At 36.4% G+C, this 20,740-nt stretch carries 12 protein-coding genes; 8 read left to right on the top strand and 4 right to left on the bottom strand.

All coding sequences use genetic code 11. The features are described from left to right. Nucleotides 1-46 precede the first annotated feature (46 nt). Together DC082_RS01515 and lhgO are read right to left on the bottom strand one after the other, a co-directional pair. The gene (locus DC082_RS01515) at nt 47-3,184 is read right to left on the bottom strand and encodes an autotransporter outer membrane beta-barrel domain-containing protein (protein ID WP_133243671.1); all 3,138 of its coding nucleotides are present in this window, start codon (nt 3,182-3,184) and stop codon (nt 47-49) included. Nucleotides 3,185-3,981: 797 nt separating this feature from the next. Continuing rightward, nucleotides 3,982-5,202: an L-2-hydroxyglutarate oxidase gene (lhgO, locus tag DC082_RS01510; protein WP_109235452.1), complete on the bottom strand. Its 1,221-nt coding sequence runs from the start codon at nt 5,200-5,202 to the stop codon at nt 3,982-3,984. 29 nt (nt 5,203-5,231) lie between these two features. On the opposite strand from lhgO, the gene DC082_RS01505 reads away from it, so the two are divergent. Continuing rightward, the gene (locus tag DC082_RS01505) at nt 5,232-5,945 is read left to right on the top strand and encodes a GntR family transcriptional regulator (protein ID WP_109235451.1); all 714 of its coding nucleotides are present in this window, start codon (nt 5,232-5,234) and stop codon (nt 5,943-5,945) included. A gap of 850 nt (nt 5,946-6,795) precedes the next feature. Here the strand turns inward: DC082_RS01505 and DC082_RS01500 are convergent. Beyond that, nucleotides 6,796-7,710, bottom strand: a complete 915-nt coding sequence (locus tag DC082_RS01500; RefSeq protein WP_109235450.1) for a BrxR family helix-turn-helix transcriptional regulator — start codon at nt 7,708-7,710, stop codon at nt 6,796-6,798. A gap of 179 nt (nt 7,711-7,889) precedes the next feature. Between DC082_RS01500 and DC082_RS01495 the strand changes: the two genes are divergently transcribed. Genes DC082_RS01495 through DC082_RS01480 form a run of 4 tightly spaced genes read left to right on the top strand, consistent with a single transcriptional unit; the run spans nt 7,890 to nt 13,634 of the window. Beyond that, the gene (locus tag DC082_RS01495) at nt 7,890-8,687 is read left to right on the top strand and encodes a hypothetical protein (protein ID WP_109235449.1); all 798 of its coding nucleotides are present in this window, start codon (nt 7,890-7,892) and stop codon (nt 8,685-8,687) included. Further along, nucleotides 8,680-11,634 (top strand): ATP-binding protein, encoded by a 2,955-nt coding sequence (locus DC082_RS01490; RefSeq protein ID WP_109235448.1) that lies wholly within the window; start codon nt 8,680-8,682, stop codon nt 11,632-11,634. The genes DC082_RS01495 and DC082_RS01490 overlap by 8 nt, the downstream gene beginning before the upstream one ends. Before the next feature lie 7 nt (nt 11,635-11,641). Next, entirely contained in the window at nt 11,642-13,057 is a 1,416-nt protein-coding gene (locus tag DC082_RS01485) for a hypothetical protein (RefSeq protein WP_109235447.1), read from the top strand. Then, entirely contained in the window at nt 13,041-13,634 is a 594-nt protein-coding gene (locus tag DC082_RS01480) for a condensin complex protein MksE (RefSeq protein WP_109235446.1), read from the top strand. Before DC082_RS01485 ends, DC082_RS01480 begins: the two co-directional genes overlap by 17 nt. A 69-nt stretch (nt 13,635-13,703) precedes the next feature. Here DC082_RS01480 and DC082_RS01475 read toward each other — a convergent pair whose 3' ends face one another. Continuing rightward, nucleotides 13,704-14,411, bottom strand: coding sequence for a hypothetical protein (locus DC082_RS01475; RefSeq protein ID WP_109235445.1), 708 nt, complete (start codon nt 14,409-14,411; stop codon nt 13,704-13,706). 415 nt (nt 14,412-14,826) lie between these two features. On the opposite strand from DC082_RS01475, the gene DC082_RS01470 reads away from it, so the two are divergent. The 3 genes from DC082_RS01470 (at nt 14,827) to DC082_RS01460 (ending at nt 20,738) form a co-directional block, all read left to right on the top strand. Then, nucleotides 14,827-15,792, top strand: coding sequence for an AEC family transporter (locus DC082_RS01470; RefSeq protein WP_109235444.1), 966 nt, complete (start codon nt 14,827-14,829; stop codon nt 15,790-15,792). A 143-nt stretch (nt 15,793-15,935) separates the two neighbouring features. Beyond that, the gene (locus tag DC082_RS01465) at nt 15,936-18,680 is read left to right on the top strand and encodes a class I SAM-dependent DNA methyltransferase (protein WP_109235443.1); all 2,745 of its coding nucleotides are present in this window, start codon (nt 15,936-15,938) and stop codon (nt 18,678-18,680) included. A gap of 12 nt (nt 18,681-18,692) precedes the next feature. Next, nucleotides 18,693-20,738, top strand: coding sequence for a DEAD/DEAH box helicase (locus tag DC082_RS01460; RefSeq protein ID WP_189363293.1), 2,046 nt, complete (start codon nt 18,693-18,695; stop codon nt 20,736-20,738). Nucleotides 20,739-20,740: the final 2 nt, after the last annotated feature.

The raw sequence follows: 20,740 nt of genomic DNA, 5'->3' as shown, positions 1-20,740 counted from the left end.
TATCTTCAAACGCTTATTTTAGAGTCAATAGTTTAGGATTCATAGCTTAGAGTTCATAGTTTACTCGCACGCTAATTTCGCCTCCTTTCCGTTTACCAAAGTAACCAGAAAGATCGGCATCATAGGAGAATCTAGAGGATTCTGAGGGCTTTAAGCTTGTTCCTACTTTAACAATCCCTGTACTTCCCTTAAGAGATGTTGTATCAACCTTCATTCTATAAGCATGAAGATTAAATTGGGTATCAAACTCATACTCATAGGCAATACCCGCTCTAAAACTCATATCGGGACGATAATCATAATGCCACTCGGCCCCGACATTGAGTCGCTTAGAGTTAATAGCACCAAAATGGATCTCATCTCCTACTACACGACTATTTTTACGATTGAGCCTTGTCCATAAGAAGGTAGAGGAGAGATCAAAATGTTGATTCTCCGCTATAGGCATCTCATAACCTACAGAGAAGTGCGCTCCCCAATATGGGCTAGAGATTTTATAATGAGCAAGCTCACCTGTTGCCGCATGCGCAAGATCTTGGGAATTAAATTTACTGCGGCTTTTTCCGTATCTAACCCCACCATCCAGATAGAGACCATTATCAAAGCTATAACGACTCAATAGACCAAGTCCATAGTAGTAATTATCCCCCGATCCACGGCTGGTGAATCTATTCCCATTTTGACCGACATATTGTGTATGATTTTTATAATCAGACCAACCATATTCAACAATCGGAGCAATCACCCAATTCTCTTTTTTATATGTCATTCCCATCGTAATGATATATTCATTCGCACGAATCACTGATCCATTAGCATATTTTGAGTGACCGGCATAAAAGTCAGCAAAAGGAACATAACCTTCAATCTGATTTTTACGAATAATCCCTAGAAGATTATCCGCACCTCGGAGAAGGAGCTCTTCCATGGCGAGGCGGCCGTCCCCTACAACTTTCAGTTCCGGGTTAGTCCATACGTAGGGGGGATCAGGTTTTTCAGGATCTGTTGGCTTGTTTGTGCCTTTTTTAATAACAGTGATTACACGATCATTCTCATATTCAACTTCTGTTTCAACACTATAAAGAAGTGAGATCCCTTGTTGTATCTGTGTCACTTCATCTATTCCTGCTGTTGCATCCCCTCGAAGCTCTCCGGGTTTTGCTTGCATTAAAATAAATTGATCGCCAACGCCTAATATGCGATCACCAGAGTGAATTCCTACTACATTAATTTTGGAGGGAGTAGAGGGAGTAGAGCCATTGGAAGAGAGGTTCTGATTCTGTTCATTACTTCCAAAGATAATCTTATCGGCATTAATGATAGCGATATTCTCATTGGCTAATTGTGGTGTTAAGGTGAATTGATAATACTCAAAATTAGCAACCTCCTTAAAGTGGAGCGGAGATCGAGAACTAGTATGTAGCCTATTTCCTGTAAAAAGATCATACTGTGCAGGGCGGTAGTCACCATTATAGGTTAAATGACCCCCATACAGTTGCCCACCATTATCGACTTTTGTAAATTCTCCTAGCTCGATAAGATTATTACGCGCATAAGCTTGAGTGCCATCCATCATAACGCTGTTTCTTTCTGATATCTCCTCTCCATTTTGGTAATAGGCTTTCCCTGGTGTTATCGTATAATGGATATCACCTCCATAAATATTCCCGCCACTATTGAGACTTCCCAAGAGTCTTACATTGTTATTATTTGCTTTTAACACCGTATTTTCCAGGCTAATATTCGCGCCAGCATCAATCTTGTACTCTGATTGTTTATCATCTTTTGCATGAATAACCGCTCCACTTTTGGCATTGCCGGCTTCGAGAGTAAGGGAGATCTCTCCGCCAATAAGATTGGTCACAGCACCTTTTACTCCAACTTCAACCTGATTGCCGTTAGCCTGAACATTCATCGAATCGGCATAAACTTCTGAATAAGCAAAGGCCTTTTTATGAGGGAGTTTTTGCTCGGGATCTGCCGGATCATGATATTCAGGATTCTTATCGTAAATGGTGGAGTTTGAAGAGATATTCCCCGCAATAGCATCACCCGAAACTAGAGAGATGGCGGCACTTCCTCCGACAGCTTTATCGGCATTTCCTAATAAGAAGAGAGAGTTCTGGTTTGCGGTCATCGATGAACCCGTTGCTCGCGTGATGGCATTGGCATCAACATCAGCATATATTTTAGTACCATTTTGATAGCTAACACCGCCAGCAATTGCATCACCAGCTATAAGTGATAATTCTGCACTTCCACCATAGATCTCACTACTATTTCCCTGCGCTTCAACCCAATTTTTATCAGCTTTCAGCGTTAAATCCTTTGTAACCACATAGCTATTGGCAAATGTGTAGTTTTCTGCGGCAATATCATCTTCTGTATCGACCTTAATATATCCCGATTTCGCATCACCAGAATTAAATTGGGCCAATGCTCGACCACCTATTAAACGATTCGCATCGGTAGCAACTGTAATATGATTTTGAGAGGCTTCTAAAATAAGATTATTACTATCAATATTAGTAAAAGCAGAGGCTCTATTTACAAGTCTTGATACATCTTTGGTTGGCTGACTACTTACATTACCAGTTCGAGCATCACCTGATTTTCCAGTAAGTATTGCTTCACCCCCGATTACTGAATCGACTCCACTTGCATTTGATGCAAGCGTAACTTGATTCCCTAAAGATGCGGCCTCCATCTCACCATAAATATTAATACTGCCATCTTTAATGGAGAACCCATATTCACCGCTACTTATAACATCATTTCCGGTAGTAACGCCTGTTATAAGTTCAATGGAAGATTGACCACCGTAGAGTGATCCAGCAAAGCCGATATTCTCTTTGATCGTTAAGTTATTGTTTTGAGTCTTTACAGAGAAATTGATCTTTTCAGGTAGGGTAATGGCTGCCTCAGCGCGCGAGTGTCCCGTCGATTTTCCGGCAGTAGCATCTCCCGTTTTAATCGTAGCGCTCGACTCACCACCATAGAGAGGATCACCATCTGCCGGAGCATTTGTGATCACTATCTCTCGCTCTTCAACTAATGCATCATAATGATCTAAATTAATTTTAGTCACAGCCGAATTATCATAATTTGAAGGAGTGTCGGAACCTCTATCAATCGGAAGGGTAATTTGCTGATAGTGCTTATTTTCATTAGCGCCATCACTCATCTCCTGGGCATCAACAAGTTCAGGGAGCGCAGAGATCAATAGAAATAGTAGAATAATTTTTTTTTATCTCTCTTTTTTTACAGTTTGAAAAAATAGGATTATTCATAATTTATAAATTACCTTTTATCTATATAAGGATCTTGTACAAAGATCTTGTATAAGGAGTTAAATCGATATCGATCGATAAAGAAGGGAAGAGGAGAGATAAGAGCAAGGCGTAATAATTAATCCCTGACTACTGAATAACCGAGCCATTTATCTAATATCACTCACCTAAAATGATAAATATCAAAAAATCACAATCAGGAATCTAAAAATAGAGATCGGTGCAATCGGCAACAGATTTCATTCTATTTTGCTTAATATATTTTCTATATTTCATCTGTATATCTCATTTAAATATTGGATATAACCTACTTTTCATATAAAACAGCAATATATTATTGATAAGTACAATTTACTACACAATAGATAAAACAAAAAGAATTTATTATTAAATATTATCTTCATTCGCCCCAAACATAGAGGGTTAGAAAGAATTGATAGATATTTCAGAAGGTTATAGAAAGCGTTATAAAGAATGCTAAAGAGAACGCTAGGAGCTAGTAGAAGTGTCAGAATGGAAAGGTAATAGAAAATGATCAAGGAATAGGTGAATAAAGGATAAAGTAGGGGAGCTATATAAGGAGCAGCATCTTTACAAAAGGGGAAGGGCTCAACAAAAAAGGACTAAATCTTCAATATTATTAGATTTAGTCCTTATAATTTTAAATCCTTGTAGCTGATATCAACTCGATCTACTGACCCTCTTTCCCCGGCATCACTTCTCGCACAATATACTCTGCGATTGCCATAGAAGAGGTCGCTCCCGGTGATGGTGCATTGCGAATATGGGTAATATTGCCATCACGGCGAATCACAAAGTCATCAACTAACGTTCCATCTGCTTCCATTGCTTGCGCCCTAATCCCTCTTGTTGCTGGCTTGACCGTCATTTTAGCGAGGCTAGGCACATATTTAGTCGCTTCATTAATAAAGTTTTGTTGGCTAAAAACCGTTTTTGATTCGCGCATAGCGGCAGGAATATTACGGAAAGCAAAGCGCCAAAAACCAGGATAGAGGAGATACTCTTTAATATCGCGCCAATTAAATCCTTTACCATCGTAATTTTCTCGTCCTTTAGAGAGAAAAGCATTAGGGCCTATTGTCATTTTCCCATCGATACGCTTGGTAAAATGGACACCTAAAAATGGATATTTAGGATCAGGAACGGGGTAGATAAGCCCTTTAACATCATCTGTATATTGATCATCTAAAACAAAATATTGCCCAAAGAAGGGGACTATTTTAGGAGTATCGATATCGCCTGAATTTTTCGCTAATCGGTCTGACTGCAAGCCGGCACAGCTAACGGCATAATCAAATTCCGTAGGAATAGCACGATTTCCGGCAAGTATGATCTTGATCTTCCCATCAGCACTATTTGTAATTGATTCCACAGGACTATTGAGTTCAATTTTTCCCCCACGTTCTCGAATCTCTTCGGCAATACGTTTTGCAATCGCTTCATAGCTGACGATCGCCGTTTCAGGAGAGTGAAGGGCAGCAACACCAATACAATTGGGCTCCACCTCTTTAATTTCATCACCATAGAGCATGCGAACATTGGGTACTTCGTTATCGAGGGCGATTTGATAGAGTTTTTTTAATCGTTCCTCTTCAATCTCATTGAGGGCGACCACAACTTTTCCACACTGATCATAAGGAAGATTATTCGTTTGACAATAATCACGAACAAGCTTCACACCACGTCGACATAATCTTGCTTTTAGGCTACCCTTTGCATAATATAATCCTGCATGCACAACGCCGGAGTTATGGCTTGTTTGATGTCTTGCAACCTCCGACTCTTTTTCAAAAAGGGTCACATTGGCATCGGGATAGTCGATGAGAAGCTGTCTTGCAACGGAGAGTCCGTTGATTCCTCCTCCAATCACTGCATAGTTGATGGTTGACACATTTATCTCCTTAATTACGATACTTGAATATGAAAAAACTAAAAAAAATAGAAAGTCTCTCTGATCAAGCGTTTGAACTCTTACGTGAAGCGATCCTTAATAATGTGTTAGAACCAGGAAAACTCTACTCAGCAACTGAGATAGGGGAGTGGGTAGGTGCATCGAGAACCCCCATTCGAGAAGCAGCCCAACAACTTGCCAATATTGGTCTGGTCCGTATTGAGCGCAATCGCGGTATTCGTATCCTTCCGACCTCTTTAAAAGATCTTTTAGAATCTTTTCAAATTCGTCTAATGCTTGAAGTGCCATTGGTTCGAAAAGTGGCAATGATTCGGACCGAAGATGATCTTAAAGCGCTTAATATTGCTTATCAAAACCTCTTTAAAGCCGCAGAAGCAGATGATGCAAAAGCAACACTTCAGGCAGATAAAGAGTACCATTCAGCACTCCTTAAGATCGCCGCTGTCGAAAGGGCATTAACAATTATCGATAATACACGCAATACAGTCTTACTCTCGGGCCCCAGTACTATTCCACATTCACGCACTTGTCTTGAAGCTTTTGAAGATCATCAAGAATTACATAAAGCAATCCTAAATGGTGATCCTGATAATGCCGGCAAAGAGATGGAGCGCCATATTATCAATACCGCACGTCTCTTAGTGACACAAGAATCAAATAGCCGTGAAAATTGGAATGATACCGATATTCTCGAACAGTTCTCCTGGATTCATAAACAGTAATATTTTAAAGATCTCTCCTTACTTATAAATTCGTTTAGCTTAAAGGTATTTTTATCATATGTGATAGTTGCATGCAACACGCAATGTGTAATATATCTAAAAGATTATCATTTAATGATAATCGTCAATAGAGCAGGTAGAAAGAGATATTTGAGCTATTCTGATCGATTACTGATCAAACGGATAAGAAGGATTGGGTAATTTACTCCAATCCTTTTTTATTGCCTAACTTTAACAATTTTTACTTTGATAATTTTGGGGTATGTCGAGTGATACTCGAGTGATCTTGAATACTCATGAATAATATTCAATTTATGAATATTTACAGAATCTATGTACTGAATCGATGAAGACTTATAAAAAGCATGAAGCAGAAAGAGATCGATCGAATCAATTTAGATGAAGGCTGATGCCAAAAGATTCCTTCCTAGAGAGTCCTAAGAAAAACTCTAAGTTTCAAAGTCACCTGTAAGGTCATCTCTTTTAAGATAGACGTTTAAGGTAGCTTTAAACAGTTTCTAATTAAAACTTCGAATCTAGCCCGAATCATATTTACGTAGAATCTATGAATGTTCATGAGATTCATTAGGAATGATCATATTGAAGATGCCGAACAAGAAATATAAGAACAAAGATCAAAATCGACACTGATCCTTTAAAGAGGGTATTCTCCTACCTCAATATGAAGGATATATAAAATGTCCGATTCTATATATTATGTTAAATAATATCTTTGTGTGCTTGATACAAGTAGATATATCGTTGTATTTAAATATCTGATCTCTTGTACCGTCGTAATATTACGACGAGCATTTTGTGAGATTTCTTCTCTATGTTTACTTATAGCTACTTATAATGAAAAACCTGGCGCTATCTTCATAGAAGAAACATTTAATAACTCTCTTAAATTATTTAGATACAATGGATATTCATAAGGATTAAGTTCGGCATTTCTTGAACAATCAACCCTTAGATCAATTAAAACAAAACCTAGCAGTGCTTCTGAAATCACTATTTCTCTAACACCTAAATCTGTTATTCCTAAATCCAACATCTGACTTTCAGGGTGCAAGGCCTTAGGATGAGGAATTAATTGAACATGACGATAACGATTCCAATCATCATCCCTTTCACTGCTTACTTCATGTTCGACTAAAGGGATTTCATTACGATCTACATTCAATACTGCATCTAATACACGGCTAAACTTAAATGTTTTATAACATTTTTGAATCAGCTCATGACTTAAAGAGCTGATAGAGTCAATATTTTCTATATCTGGCACGTCAAAGGCTCTAAAATACCAAGATCCTCCAGCCTTAAACAGACTATGTGGCTTAATATTTTTTACTGTTTTTCCTGAAGAGGTCGATAAATACTCTATTTTTAACCACTCACTGTTCACAATCGCCCGTGTAATTTTAGAGACTAATACAACACTTAAATTTGTAAGGCTTTTTAAATACTCATTACCATATTTTTCTATCGGTAACTGACTAGAGATCTTTCCGTAAGCGATATATTGCAAGGCATCCTCTACTGAGTGTTCATAATGGGGAGTAAAACTCTCCGAGATTGCATACCCATTACGAGCCCCCATAAAAACCATTTGATTTGGATATTGCTCTATATAACTGGCAATCAACCGACTAGCTGTTGCCTCACCAATAGAAAATCTTATCACTAACTCATTACGAGTAAGTACCCCCTTAAATAACAGTAAAAACTCTATAAACTGATATTTTTTTTGTAAATTAGCATCCATATACACCAACTATAGTATTAATTGATACGTAAATTACACTCAAAAAGCTATTAATTTTTATCTTAATTCCCTCTTTAATCAAAAATATAGGGGGGGAATAATGATTTAATAGATTGACATATGATTATTTTATAATCATACTCTGAGAGGTTTAGTATCAAATGATATAAAAAATAAAAATGAAAATAATCCAAGAATTAGAAGCGATCCAAAGAGGAAAAGGAGTCAATTGGCCTCTTCTTTATAGGAAGCTATCCCGTTTAAAAATTGATGACTCGTTAATTAATCAAGCGGTTACTCCGAAAAAATATAGTGAGACAGTTTATGGAATGACTATTACCGATCATGATGCTTTTGAAAAAATTATTCAGCTCGCACAACCTACCAATAAAAATAGCAGAGCAGCTGCAAGTCTTATGGGTAATACACATCAAACAAATGTTAATGGTGCCATGCTCATAGCAGTTACTCACCAAACAGAAATACCTTATGTGCATATTTTTATGGATGATCATCCATTATCACAGCCTAAAAAGCAACATGCGATCATTATAGAAAATCTTGAGTGCTTCTTAAATTTTAGAGATACCTATCGATTTATGAATCAATCTTGTGGAATAGAACATGATATGAATGAGATAGAATTTATCTATGCTGCGGGTAATAGTATTTCCAATCAAAATATTATCCCTTATCTAAGGGAGTTTAAAGGAGATATTTTCTGTTTATTAGATATTGATATAGGTGGATTACAAATTTACAAAAATCTTCTTAATAATGGCTTATCAATCGATAACACTCACTTTGTAATTCCTAACGATATTGTACAAAGATTAAAAACATCTAAACGACGAGCTTTAAGTTCAGAATTAAATAGATTAAATAGATTTTTAAAAATTTCTGACCAAATTGATCACCTCATAGGCTTAATACATTACTACCAAACAACTATAGAACAGGAGAGTTACCGTGCATAGTGATTCCTTATCTTTAAACTTACAAAGTCAGTACTCTATTAATGAGTTAATTTTTATTAACTCAGGTTCAAATTACTATGTTCGCCTCCCTATCAATCAATCTGCAGCTCTATTTGCTAGTAATAATGAGGGTAAAACTTCATCACTATCAGCACTTAAGCTCTTTTTGCTACCTGAAGTGAACTTTAAAGGAAGTGCCAATAAATTTAATTTCTCCTCAGGGGGCGTTACCTTTTCTGATGAGGCATCATTTCGCTACTATTTCCCTAGTCACGAATCCTATATTATTTGCGAAGCAGAAAATCCAAGCCATCCCCATGGATTTTGTTGGGTACTCTTTAAAAGTACTCGTTACCATTACGACAGAATAGCCGTTCCCCATCCATACAAAGATATTGAACACCTATTTTGGAATACCACATCTAACCATAATGAAGAAATCGGGGCGCTTCATGAAGATATTGCTATTACAACAATCAAAGAAAAGCTTTTATCAAAACAGTATGGTGGCCTGCTTATCACAGATAAAAAGATGATTAGCGAAGCGATCTACTCTCGAACAACAGCGAAAGATGATCATACGAGATTTTGTCTTCTCCCCATGATTCAGAAATCTTCTTCTGATAGCGTTAAAACTGTCAGGGCCTTACTAGATATGGCTTTTGATCTTAGCAATGCTTCAACTCAATCACTGCCCATCGCTATCGGCTCTATTATTGATAGTAGAGGGCCGAGTGTTGTTAAAGAAGATGGAATCTTTCTCGATTTAGAGGATAAATTAGCTGAATGGCAAGACCTACAAGAACAGCAAATATTTCTCTCTCTTATAGAGGAGAAAATGCCTCAATGGGATCAGTTTAAAGTAAATCTTGATAGATACACCTCTAAAAAATCACATACAAAAGTACTTTTTAACGAAATTACCCACTATGTTAATGATGCCCTCAATCTTTTTGTTCAAGAAGCAAAATCGTTAAAAGAGCAAGCTAATCAGCAGGAAAAAACATTAAATATTGAAAACCAAAAGCTCCGACAAATAGAGAACTCTATCACTGCTGTTTCAACGCGTATTGAAGAGACAGAAGTTAATGCTCAAAAAATTGATCAGACACTCAATGATCTTGAAGGCCTAAAAGCAGATTATGCGCAAAAAAATATTTTTTCAGCTGAAGAGATTATTAACGATCTTAAACAGCGAGAGCTATCTAATCAAGAGTATATAGAGGCACTTGAGAATAGCGCTAAGACAGAAAGCAGATTAATTTCTCTAGATAAAGAGATTAGTCAAAAGCGACAACAATTAAGTACATTAAAATCTTCTTTAGCAAGTATTCAGAATCGAGAGAATTTCTTAGACCAGTTTACAGAAGATACGAGCTCCATACTATTCAGCTTAAATGAGAATTTTACTAGTCTCACTGCCCTTCTCACTGCAAATGAACAACAAACTATTACTGATTTTGCTAATTTATTTGGACAGCAAGATGGTAAGCTCACTCTAAATGATCATCCCTTCTCTAAAGTCTTATTTAAGAGATACTCCGATGAAAATGCCATTTTAAATTTAGCTAATGAGATAAAGGATTTACAGAGCAATATAGGTCTATTAGAGAAAGATCGCTCTTCTCTACTTCAATATAGAAAAGCATCTCCGCAAGATCGCCAACAAAATAGATCACAACTGATGAAAGATAATAAGCTGATTCAAGCGCAATTGGCGAACTTGGCAGGCGAAGTTAACTTGCGTAAGAGCCTTAAAGAGCTCCAAGATAAACGAGATACTAATCAGAGTGAATTGAGTATCTATAGAGAATCACAAAATGCTTTACAGGCGGAAATTAATGTTTTGATAGATCAATTTAATCATTCAAAATCTGCTTATCATCAGCATCAAGAACAATTGAGTAGCATTCAACGTATTGCTGATGAGTTAAAAGTATTAACCCTGACTTATAGAGGCTTCCTGGATAGTACGGGTCTATCCTCCGCAACTGCTACTTTAAAATCAATCAATGATTATAAATCTCAATATGTCGAATCAACCATTGAGAAGATTCAACATAATATTCACTCTATCAATGAACTTAATAATGTGATTCTTCGATCTTTACATATATTTACTGATTATGGCTTCATTGAGATCTCCCCCGAAGAGAAGCATCGGGTGAGTCTCTCTAGCCAATCATTTCAGATTTTGTATGAATCTCTTAAAAATAGATTTGAAACATTAGAGAGTCAAAAAAAGAATTTTCATGATCGTCTAGAAGCACATAATAATACGGTTGCAACATCGATTCGTATCATCAGTACCACTAAAGAACTCATCGATAGTTATATTAATGGACTCAATCGCCAACTATCGAGCTATCAAATTTCTAATTTAGAGAGGGTCGCTATTGATCTTGTATATCACCCGCAATATAGAGCGGCGGTTGATGCTATGAGGAAAATGTCAAAAACTCAATATAGTACATACCCTAAAGAGTTATATGATTATCTCCAATCTTTTCATAATACATTTTATGTAAAATCCTCCAAAAAGATTGATATCGCTAAAATTATTGAAAAAGTGAATTACTCTTTCTATAGAAATGAAGAGAAAGAGGATACCCCTCAATCAAATGGGACCAACTCCATGGTCAATGCTATTTTACTTGCGATCCTGTTTAAAAATATGATTCCTGAGGATTTAAAATTACAACTGCCGGTAGTATTTGATGAGGTGGGTAAGCTTGATGAAGATAATTTAAATGAGATTTATAAAATTATCACCGATCAAAATCTTACCCTCTTTGCGGCCACGCCTGAACAGACGGGGACTATCGCAAGCGTTTTGGATCTCTATCATGATCTTTCCTGCTGCCAAGCTACAGATGTTACCGTTTACGGCAAAGCTAAAACAATCTATTTTCCTGGTATGGAAGAGCGTTTAATTAACTTGGGATAATAGGATTATGAAAACTAATGCACATAATACGCTTGCTATTCTCTTTCAGCACGTTGAGATATTTTATAATGTCATTGACTACTATAATGAAGAGCCTAGAAAGAGTTCAGATTTCCAGATATTTGTATATGAAGGCATATTAGAGAATTATATCCAACAAAGAGTAGCGGATATTAACGATCAGAAGAGGATCGCCTCTGCATTATCGCTTCACAACCTCAATCAATGTAACCAGATAGCATATATTGATAATGCAAAAGGCATTTTTCGTATCAAAAATGATCTACTTTCGGTGATTAAAAATATCGATTCCACAAGGCTAAGAGAGCTCGGGCAACCAGATTTAGACGTTATCTATTCACAAATTAGAATATTCTATGATTACTTTAATCAAAATACAGATAATTATAGTCACTATCATCCTGAATTTATGGAGCATATTGATGCTTTAATGGATACCATGCAGGATGTCTTTTCTAAAATAGAGCATAATGTCAGGGCGCTAGATGGCAATGCCAAACGTTTATCTGAAATTGTAGATAGTCACGATTTTGAAAAGCATACCCCAACAGAACAAGTAGAAAAAGCTTTTAAAGAGATTGCACATATTTATCAACGCAATATATTGCCCACGCTCGCTTTTCTCAATGAAGAGGCTATGACAAAAGACTCTTCAGCAATCTACCTTATTAGAAAAATAAGAGAAAAACTAAATCATTCCACTTTTTATGAAGAAGCGAGAACTATCTCAATTATAGAGATGCGTCTATTATCATTTATTGAAATCATTACTGATATTCGTCGTAAATTACATCGCTATATCGATATGAGCCAGAAACAGCGTGCCCTCTATAATAGAGTTGAACAACACTACAATAAGCTTAACTCATTGGTCATTGAGCTCCTAGATAGTAAGTTAACAGGAAAATTACTCTCCCCGCAGCATGAGTTCTTTCAACCTGCCAAAATTTTTAATCAATTAACGAGTTGGTCACGTACCAACTTAACCAAACCCTTAATTGAGTTACCTAACAACTTCAATATAGAAGTCACATATGAATATATCAGAGGAAAATTAGATAGTGTTACCGCATTCAGCAGTAAAAAACAGATGCCGGTAGTAAAAGGTAAAAATAGTAAAGAGCATATTCTCAAGCGTAAACGAGTAGAAAGAATTAAATCGTTAATGCGCTCATTTCAGAATAAAGATTGCGATGATCTCTATCTTGCTATTCATCACTATCTATCGGATAAAATTGAGCAATACTCCTTGAAAGATATTTATGATGCTAAAGCCTTTCTAGATAAAAAATACGTTATTACTACTGCGCTAAAACGTAACACAATACGATATAACCAACAGGAGCTTAGCTACCCTATTAAGAAGCTTATGGAGAAAAAGAGAGATGAAGACACAATTTGATGCAATTCCAAAAAATCAGTCTATTGTAAATATTGCAGAGTTAGATCCCATTGCCACCAAGGAGATTTATAAAGATTTCATTAGCGGAAAAGTGATCAATAAATATGATATACACAATAATGAGTTCATTCCATCAGCTAAATTTTCTGAATTAATCAAACATATCGATATCTATAAAAAGTTATATGACCTACTTGGATTTGAAATCATCGCTATTGGTGATGATTCTTATTACATTGCTCGTCCAGAAAGAGATACCTTAAATGAAGTTGGGGCAAATGTTCAAGTCATTCTGATTGTATTATGTCGTGGATTAGCAATTAGAGGTATTTCACCAGAGATACTTAAAGATCCCAAAGGTGGAATTGATACTCAAACAGCGGATGATATCGGTTTAGAAGAGGAAGCAGAGAGAATTTTAAAAGCCTGTGATATAGCCACCCCATTGACCAAATCTATTGAAAATATAATGGTTGACCGCGCCTTAATGCATAAAACAGCAGCAGGAAGATATATATTATCCAATGCTGGAGGCTTCATCTATCGCTTATTATTAGAAGAGGAACTAAACTTTTAGAATAATCAGCAAGAACAACAGATTCTGTTTTATAGAATCTGTTTAATGACCTATTTTTAATACCCTCTTTTAATACCTATCCAACAAATAGAGCCCATATTCACCCACGCCGAAGACGGCGACGCCATTTGTCATCTCAAAGCAGTTATCGATCTTCCAGGTTGAAGGATTAAACCATTGATCATTCTCTGCTCTATAGCGCGTATGCCAATCGATCCCTTCTGGATAGTTGAGCATCACAATCCATCCTTTTTCGCAATGGTGAATCTCACCATCCTTCTCATATTGATACGCCTCGGCAAGCTCAAGACCAATACCTCGGTAGTTGAACTCAAAGGCAGAAGTTTCGATCTGATGAATCCCTTGAGGCGTTGAAAAACGGACACTATCGATGCCTTGGCGGATATCTTTTAGGCTCTCTAATGGATAATCTGTGGGGGAATCGAGATTAATCCATGATTGTGCCGGGATTACGATCTCGCCAAAATTCAAATTTTCTTTCACTTGAAAATAACGCTCATTAAGCTCTTCTAAAGCTCGCTTTTCAGCGATTAGATCGGTGATTTCTGTAACAAAGATTGTCCAAAGAAGCATAACTGCCGGGAAAACCGTAATCACCATCGATAGATTGATCCCAAAGAGTTTGAGCTTAGAGATCTCCCTCGATCCTCGTAAATAACGCCGGCGATAGATCCACAATCCTAAAAAGAGTAGAAAGCCAAGGATGGCAATAAAGATAACAATAATAAAACCACCGGCAGCAGCGGAAGCGCCCATAAAGCCTCTCTTTTAAGATATCAATGTATTGAAATGATTGGGAAATTAATGTAATCGGCAGTATCGATACCCTGCCTCTCAAATTGATCTACCAGATACAATATTAACGGGTTATTAGGAATATTGTCTATGATAAAACTCAATAATTGCATATAGATCAACCACTTTTGAAGATTTAAGCCCCATTTTGAGAGAGTAGCGCTACAAATCCTCCATCTACTGTCGCTTAAATATCATTTAAACATCACTTAAACATCAACTGGAATATATATTTTTAAATATATATTCATGTATATTCAAAAATAGATGGAAAACATTTGCAAAATATTTTATAAAAATTATAAAGAGGAGATCTTATAAAGATTTGTAAAATACCTACCACAAGAAGCTACCACTCCCAAATAAGGTGATCGATATGATGATGACTGTATTAGATACAACGCTCCCTATAGTTGTAACGCTGTTACTCGGTTTTTTCGCTTCATGGCACCATGATTTCACCAGTAGTGATGCGCCGATTTTAAATCGAATGGTCTTAACATATGCCGTTCCGATGGCAATTTTTGCCGGAACAATCAGTACTTCTCGCGAATATTTAATTGAAAGTCTCCCCTTATTTACAACAATTACTGCAGGTGTTGTTATTACCTATATTGTTGTCTATTTTATCTCTCGCCTCTTACTAAGATTATCCCTTAGCGCTAGCGCATTAGTAGCGGTTGCTGTTGCCGGACCTGCCGTTCCTTTTTTTGGTCCTGCAATTCTTGAAGGTGTCTTCGGCACATCTGGTGCAGTACCGATGGCTATCGGTAGTATCGTCATTAACGTTACGATCGTCCCCTTCACTGTTTATCTTTTAACGGTCGGAAAAATGAAGAGTGAGCAAGCAGAAAATGATAAAGAGATAGAAGAAGATGCCGGCTCCATATTTATTGAGCACTTAAAAGAGACTGTACAAAAACCTTTAGTATGGGCACCAATTCTTGCTGTTATTATTGTCTTTTCAGGCCTCGATCTCTCCTCTCTTTTTGGTAAATCCCTCAATTTATTGGGATCATCAGCCTCCGGAGTCGCCCTTTTTGCTTCCGGGATTATGTTAGCCGCCTACAAAATTCGATTAGATTTTTTAACATGGTTTATTGTTATATTAAAGAATATTGCGGCACCGGCAGCGATCTATTTTGCGGCATCTGCATTGGGACTCGATCATAAAACAGTTGCTCAAGCGGTGATTACAATGGCAATTCCGGCAATGCCGATCATCGTTGTATTTGCAATCGAATATAAAGTGGCAGAAAAAAATATGCCCTCGGCACTGTTACTAAGTACCATTCTATCCCCACTAACCATCGGAGGATTTATCTATCTGTTGGCGGTATAGTGAAATCAAATATATCTGTAAAATAGAAGATTGTGATCAAATAGATAGCTACCATGTAATAATTAGATAGTCATTTAAAAAATATTAAAAGTGATAAACTATTCCCTATTCGATTAATAGTAATTTTCTTATAGGTTTCATAAATGGCGATCAATCAAACAGAATTATTCGATAAATTAGAAAAACTTACTCAAAACAAGGATTACGATAATTTTATCTTTGAATTTTTACATCTTTATGATTTCCCTAAATCTACTATTACTCGTTTAAAAAAGACTGTTTCTGGCGATAACGACAACATTAATGTTGCTTTAGCACCTTTAGAAGGAGAGGTTGCTAATCAAAAAGGAATCTATTTTAAACCCATTAAAGATGGAGCTAAGCTATTAGATACACTAGATACTTTAAAGAAAAATAGTATCATTCAATCCAAAAATATCGCTTTTATCATTATTACCGATTATCAAGACATCCTAGCTTATGATGTTGAAAATGATGAGATGATCGACTGCCCCTTTACAGAGCTTCATAAAGAGTATGGTTTCTTTTTGCCGCTAGCTGGATATGAAAAAGGAGCTGAATATACCGATAATCCCGCTGATGTAAAGGCAGCAGAACGACTGAGTAGGCTATTTGATCTAATACGTTATAAAAACAATCTTACTACAGACCAAGAGATTCATGCTCTCAATGTCTTTTTAACCCGTCTATTATTCTGTTTTTTCGCAGAAGATACCGACATTTTCAAGAAAAACCAATTTAGCGATACAGTTGCTAAATATACCAAAACAGATGGTTCAGATTTAAAGCCATTTTTAAAATCTCTATTCTCGATTTTAAATAGTGAGCCTACATCCGATTTACGCCAAAGTTCACCATCTCACCTCACTGACTTCCCTTATGTTAATGGTAAGTTATTTGAGGATGAAGAGACCATTCCTAAATTTGACGCTCGTACTCGGAGGATGTTACTAGAGTGCAGCTCTCTTAATTGGTCTGAAATTAATCCGGATATCTTTGGATCGATGTTCCAAGCGGTAATTCATGAGAATCAAAGACGTCGACTAGGGCAACACTACACCTCTGTTCCTAATATCATGAAAGTATTACGCCCTCTTTTTCTCGATGAATTAGAAGAGGAATTTATCAAAAGCAGGCATAGCGAAAAGAAACTTAAAGAACTGTTATTGCGTTTAGGCAATATTCGGGTATTTGATCCAGCTTGTGGTTCGGGAAACTTCTTAATTATTGCCTTTAAAGAGCTTCGAAAATTAGAAATCCGTATCTATCAAGCTCTTTCTGATTTGAATGAAGATCCTGAGATGATGATGTCGAATATTCGGCTAAATCATTTCTACGGCATTGAAATAGATGATTTTGCTCACGAGATAGCCCTACTCTCTTTATGGCTTGCAGAACATCAGATGAATTATGAGTTTAATCGAACTTTAAAAAGTTATATCCCAACACTCCCTTTACATGAAAGTGGAAATGTTATTCAAGGTAATAGCCTTAGAACCGATTGGGTAGGATTTTGTCCAGCTAACAAAGGTGAGGAGGTTTACGTTGTCGGTAACCCACCTTTTGGTGGCGTCAATAGCCGTTCAGAAGAGCAATCTGAAGATATGGAAATTGTATTTAAAGGCTTTAAAACTTTTAAATCCCTTGATTATGTAACATCTTGGTTTTGGCTTGGAGCTCAGTACATTCAAAAAACGAATGCAAAAATGGCATTAGTTGCAACTAACTCAATATGTCAAGGTATTCAAGTTGCACCATTATGGGAGCCTATTTTTGACTTAGGTTTGGAAATTGACTTTGCTTATCAGTCATTTTTATGGGCAAATAATGCCAAGGATAAAGCCTCTGTATATGTAGTAATAATTGGCTTATCTTTTAAAAAAGATACTTTCATAAAAAAGAATAAATTTATCTATCGAGAAATCAATAAAAATTGGCATCAAATCTCTGTTAGTAACATTAGTCCCTATTTAACTGAAGGAAATAATATTGCCATTAAAAATAGATCTAATCCTATTAATAAGGTTAACCTAGCTATCTGCGGAAGTATTCCTGTCGATAATGGAGAATTATTATTATCCGTAGATGAAAAAAATAATTTACTATCTGAAATCCCTTCTCTTGAACAATATATTTTTCAAATAGTTGGGGCACAAGAGTACTTAAATAATATTCAACGATGGTGCTTATGGTTTCATACAAATCCCCCTCCTATTCACTTATTTAATCACCCTCTTTTAGAAAAAAAATTTCGTGAAATACAAAGCTATCGTGCTTTAAGTACAAAAAAATCAACTAGAAAATTAGCAAATATACCACACCTATTTGGTGAAATTAGGACTCCCAAAGCTGAAAACTATATCTTAATACCCAGAACAACCTCAGAAAAAAGAAAATACATACCTATAGGATTTATGAATAGCAATATTATTACAACTAATGCTAATTTATTTGTTGATAATGGGACATTATATGATTTTGGTATATTAACATCTATTATACATAATGATTGGATGAGGTTGATTGCTGGTAGATTAAAGTCAGACTACAGGTACTCAGCTAACATTGTATATAACACCTTCCCCTGGCCTCAAAATATCGGACCTCAACGCCGGGAACAGATTGAAAAGCTTGCCAAAGAAATTTTACGGGCTAGAGCTCGCTATCCGGACAAGACTTTAGCGGAACTCTATGATCCAGACAAAATGCCGGCAGATCTATTAAAAGCTCATGAGACTCTCGATAGAGCTGTTGAAAAACTCTACCGAGATGCACCATTTCGAGATAGTACAGAACGAGTTGAATATCTATTTAAACTCTATGAAAAACTTATTAATGAAGAGAAAAATAAGAAAAAGAAAAAATAGTGGGGAGATAAAATGAGCAAAACTGTCAATTTAGTAGAAGTCACCTATGAGCAGACAGGTGCTAGCACTCAAAATAATGCGATGGGTATGCGAGAGATGCAAGCAAGAGCTTACGCCTATCGCAATAGTCAATATCTATTAATTAAAGCACCACCTGCATCAGGTAAATCGAGAGCTTTAATGTTTTTAGCTTTAGATAAGTTACATCGACAAGGTATCCGTAAAGCTATTGTTACTGTTCCTGAAATGTCTATCGGAGGCTCTTTTAAAGATACGGATCTTACAAGCCATGGCTTTTTTACTAATTGGCATATTGAAAATAAAAATAATCTCTGTTTAACCGAAAGTGAAACTAGCGGTAAAGTGGATCGCTTTATCGAGTTTATCAAAAGTAATCAACCGAGAGATGCGATCATTCTCTGTACTCACGCAACATTACGACATGCTTTTAAAAAATTAGAGCCTCAAGACTTTAATAATACTGTGTTGGCAATCGACGAATTTCATCATGTTTCTGCAGGTGAAGAAAACATTCTCGGAAAACTGATCGATGAAGTAATGCATGGATCAAATGCTCATATTATTGCAATGACAGGTTCTTACTTTAGAGGAGATTCGGTACCAATCTTATTACCAGAAGATGAAGCTAAATTCGATAAAGTGACTTACACCTACTACGAACAGCTCAATGGCTATCAATATCTGAAATCTCTTGGAATTGGATATCATTTCTATCAAGGGCGTTATATTGATGCTCTATCAGAAGTCTTAGATACCAATCAAAAAACATTAATTCATATACCCCATGTTAATTCTTCAGCTTCTACAGGCAATAAATATGCAGAAGTGGGACATATCCATGATGTGATTGGAGAGTTTGTATCAAAAGACCCAGACACTCATATTTTGACATTAAGGCGTTATAATGATGGGAAGCTTATAAAAGTAGCCGATCTTGTTGATGATAGTAAAGAGCGCCCTATTGTTATGGAATATCTTCGCAATGTAAATCATGCCAATGATATCGATATCATTATTGCTCTAGGGATGGCTAAAGAAGGTTTTGATTGGCCTTGGTGTGAACATGCATTAACCGTTGGGTTCCGAAACTCTCTAACTGAAATAGTACAAATCATTGGCCGTGCAACACGGGATTGCGAGGGTAAAACCCATGCACAATTTACTAATCTTATTCCACAACCTGATGCAACTGATGAAGATGTCGTTATCTCTGTAAACACGATGTTAAAAGCCATTAGTGCTTCTCTATTGATGGAACAAATTCTAAAACCGAATATCACTTTTAGACCAAGATCATCAGTTGTAGAAGGGGAGACTTTACCGCCAGGAACTATTGTAATAGACGATACAACTAAAGCACCCTCTAAAAAGGTATTAGATATCTTAAATGGTTCTACTGATGATATTTTCGCAACTCTATTAAATACTCAAGAAGCGCAACAAGCCTATTGGTCTGAACAAGGTTTAATAGAAACGGAAGTTGTGAATAAATTAATGATCCCTAAAATCATCCGACAATTACATCCCGATTTAAATGAGGAAGAAGTTGATCAAATTCATCAAGGATTATTAACCAGTCTATTCATTCGGCAAAATGGAGGGATAATAGAAGGTAATGCCCTACCTGAAGATGCCATTGTTGAGGGAGAATTAGCATCAAATAGAGGAGGCACTCATCCTACATCGAGTGATTATAGTGGGCAGCAATTTATCAATATTGGTAATCGATTTATTAATCTGGATGATTTAAATGTAGACTTAATCGCTTCTGTAAATCCTTTTCAAGGTGCTTATGAAGTTCTCTCTAAAAGCATAGATGCAACACTCTTAAAGACTTTGCAACAGACTTTAGCTTCTCAAAAGATCAATATGACGGAAGAAGAAGCTGTGATGCTTTGGCCTAAAATTAATCAATTTATAGCTGATAATAATCGACATCCAGATGTGGATAGCAATGATAATATTGAGCGTCGGTTAGCGGAAGGACTGTTATATATCCAAAGAAAATATGCTGAAAAGAGACAACAGGAGGGGTAAGA

Origin of the sequence: Ignatzschineria indica, assembly GCF_003121925.1 — a bacterium.
Classification (GTDB): domain Bacteria; phylum Pseudomonadota; class Gammaproteobacteria; order Cardiobacteriales; family Wohlfahrtiimonadaceae; genus Ignatzschineria; species Ignatzschineria indica.
The sequence above is the reverse complement of the archived record's forward strand: the minus strand, read 5'-3'. Positions and strand labels throughout refer to the sequence as shown.

Bases quoted from the DNA above. Each gene is read 5' to 3' on its own strand.
- DC082_RS01495 (WP_109235449.1), top strand. From the start codon at position 7,890: ATGAAAATAATCCAAGAATTAGAAGCGATCCAAAGAGGAAAAGGAGTC.
- DC082_RS01485 (WP_109235447.1), top strand. From the start codon at position 11,642: ATGAAAACTAATGCACATAATACGCTTGCTATTCTCTTTCAGCACGTT.
- DC082_RS01515 (WP_133243671.1), bottom strand. From the start codon at position 3,184: ATGAGTGATGGCGCTAATGAAAATAAGCACTATCAGCAAATTACCCTT.
- DC082_RS01465 (WP_109235443.1), top strand. From the start codon at position 15,936: ATGGCGATCAATCAAACAGAATTATTCGATAAATTAGAAAAACTTACT.
- DC082_RS01475 (WP_109235445.1), bottom strand. From the start codon at position 14,411: ATGGGCGCTTCCGCTGCTGCCGGTGGTTTTATTATTGTTATCTTTATT.
- DC082_RS01470 (WP_109235444.1), top strand. From the start codon at position 14,827: ATGATGATGACTGTATTAGATACAACGCTCCCTATAGTTGTAACGCTG.
- DC082_RS01500 (WP_109235450.1), bottom strand. From the start codon at position 7,710: ATGGATGCTAATTTACAAAAAAAATATCAGTTTATAGAGTTTTTACTG.
- DC082_RS01505 (WP_109235451.1), top strand. From the start codon at position 5,232: ATGAAAAAACTAAAAAAAATAGAAAGTCTCTCTGATCAAGCGTTTGAA.
- DC082_RS01460 (WP_189363293.1), top strand. From the start codon at position 18,693: ATGAGCAAAACTGTCAATTTAGTAGAAGTCACCTATGAGCAGACAGGT.
- DC082_RS01480 (WP_109235446.1), top strand. From the start codon at position 13,041: ATGAAGACACAATTTGATGCAATTCCAAAAAATCAGTCTATTGTAAAT.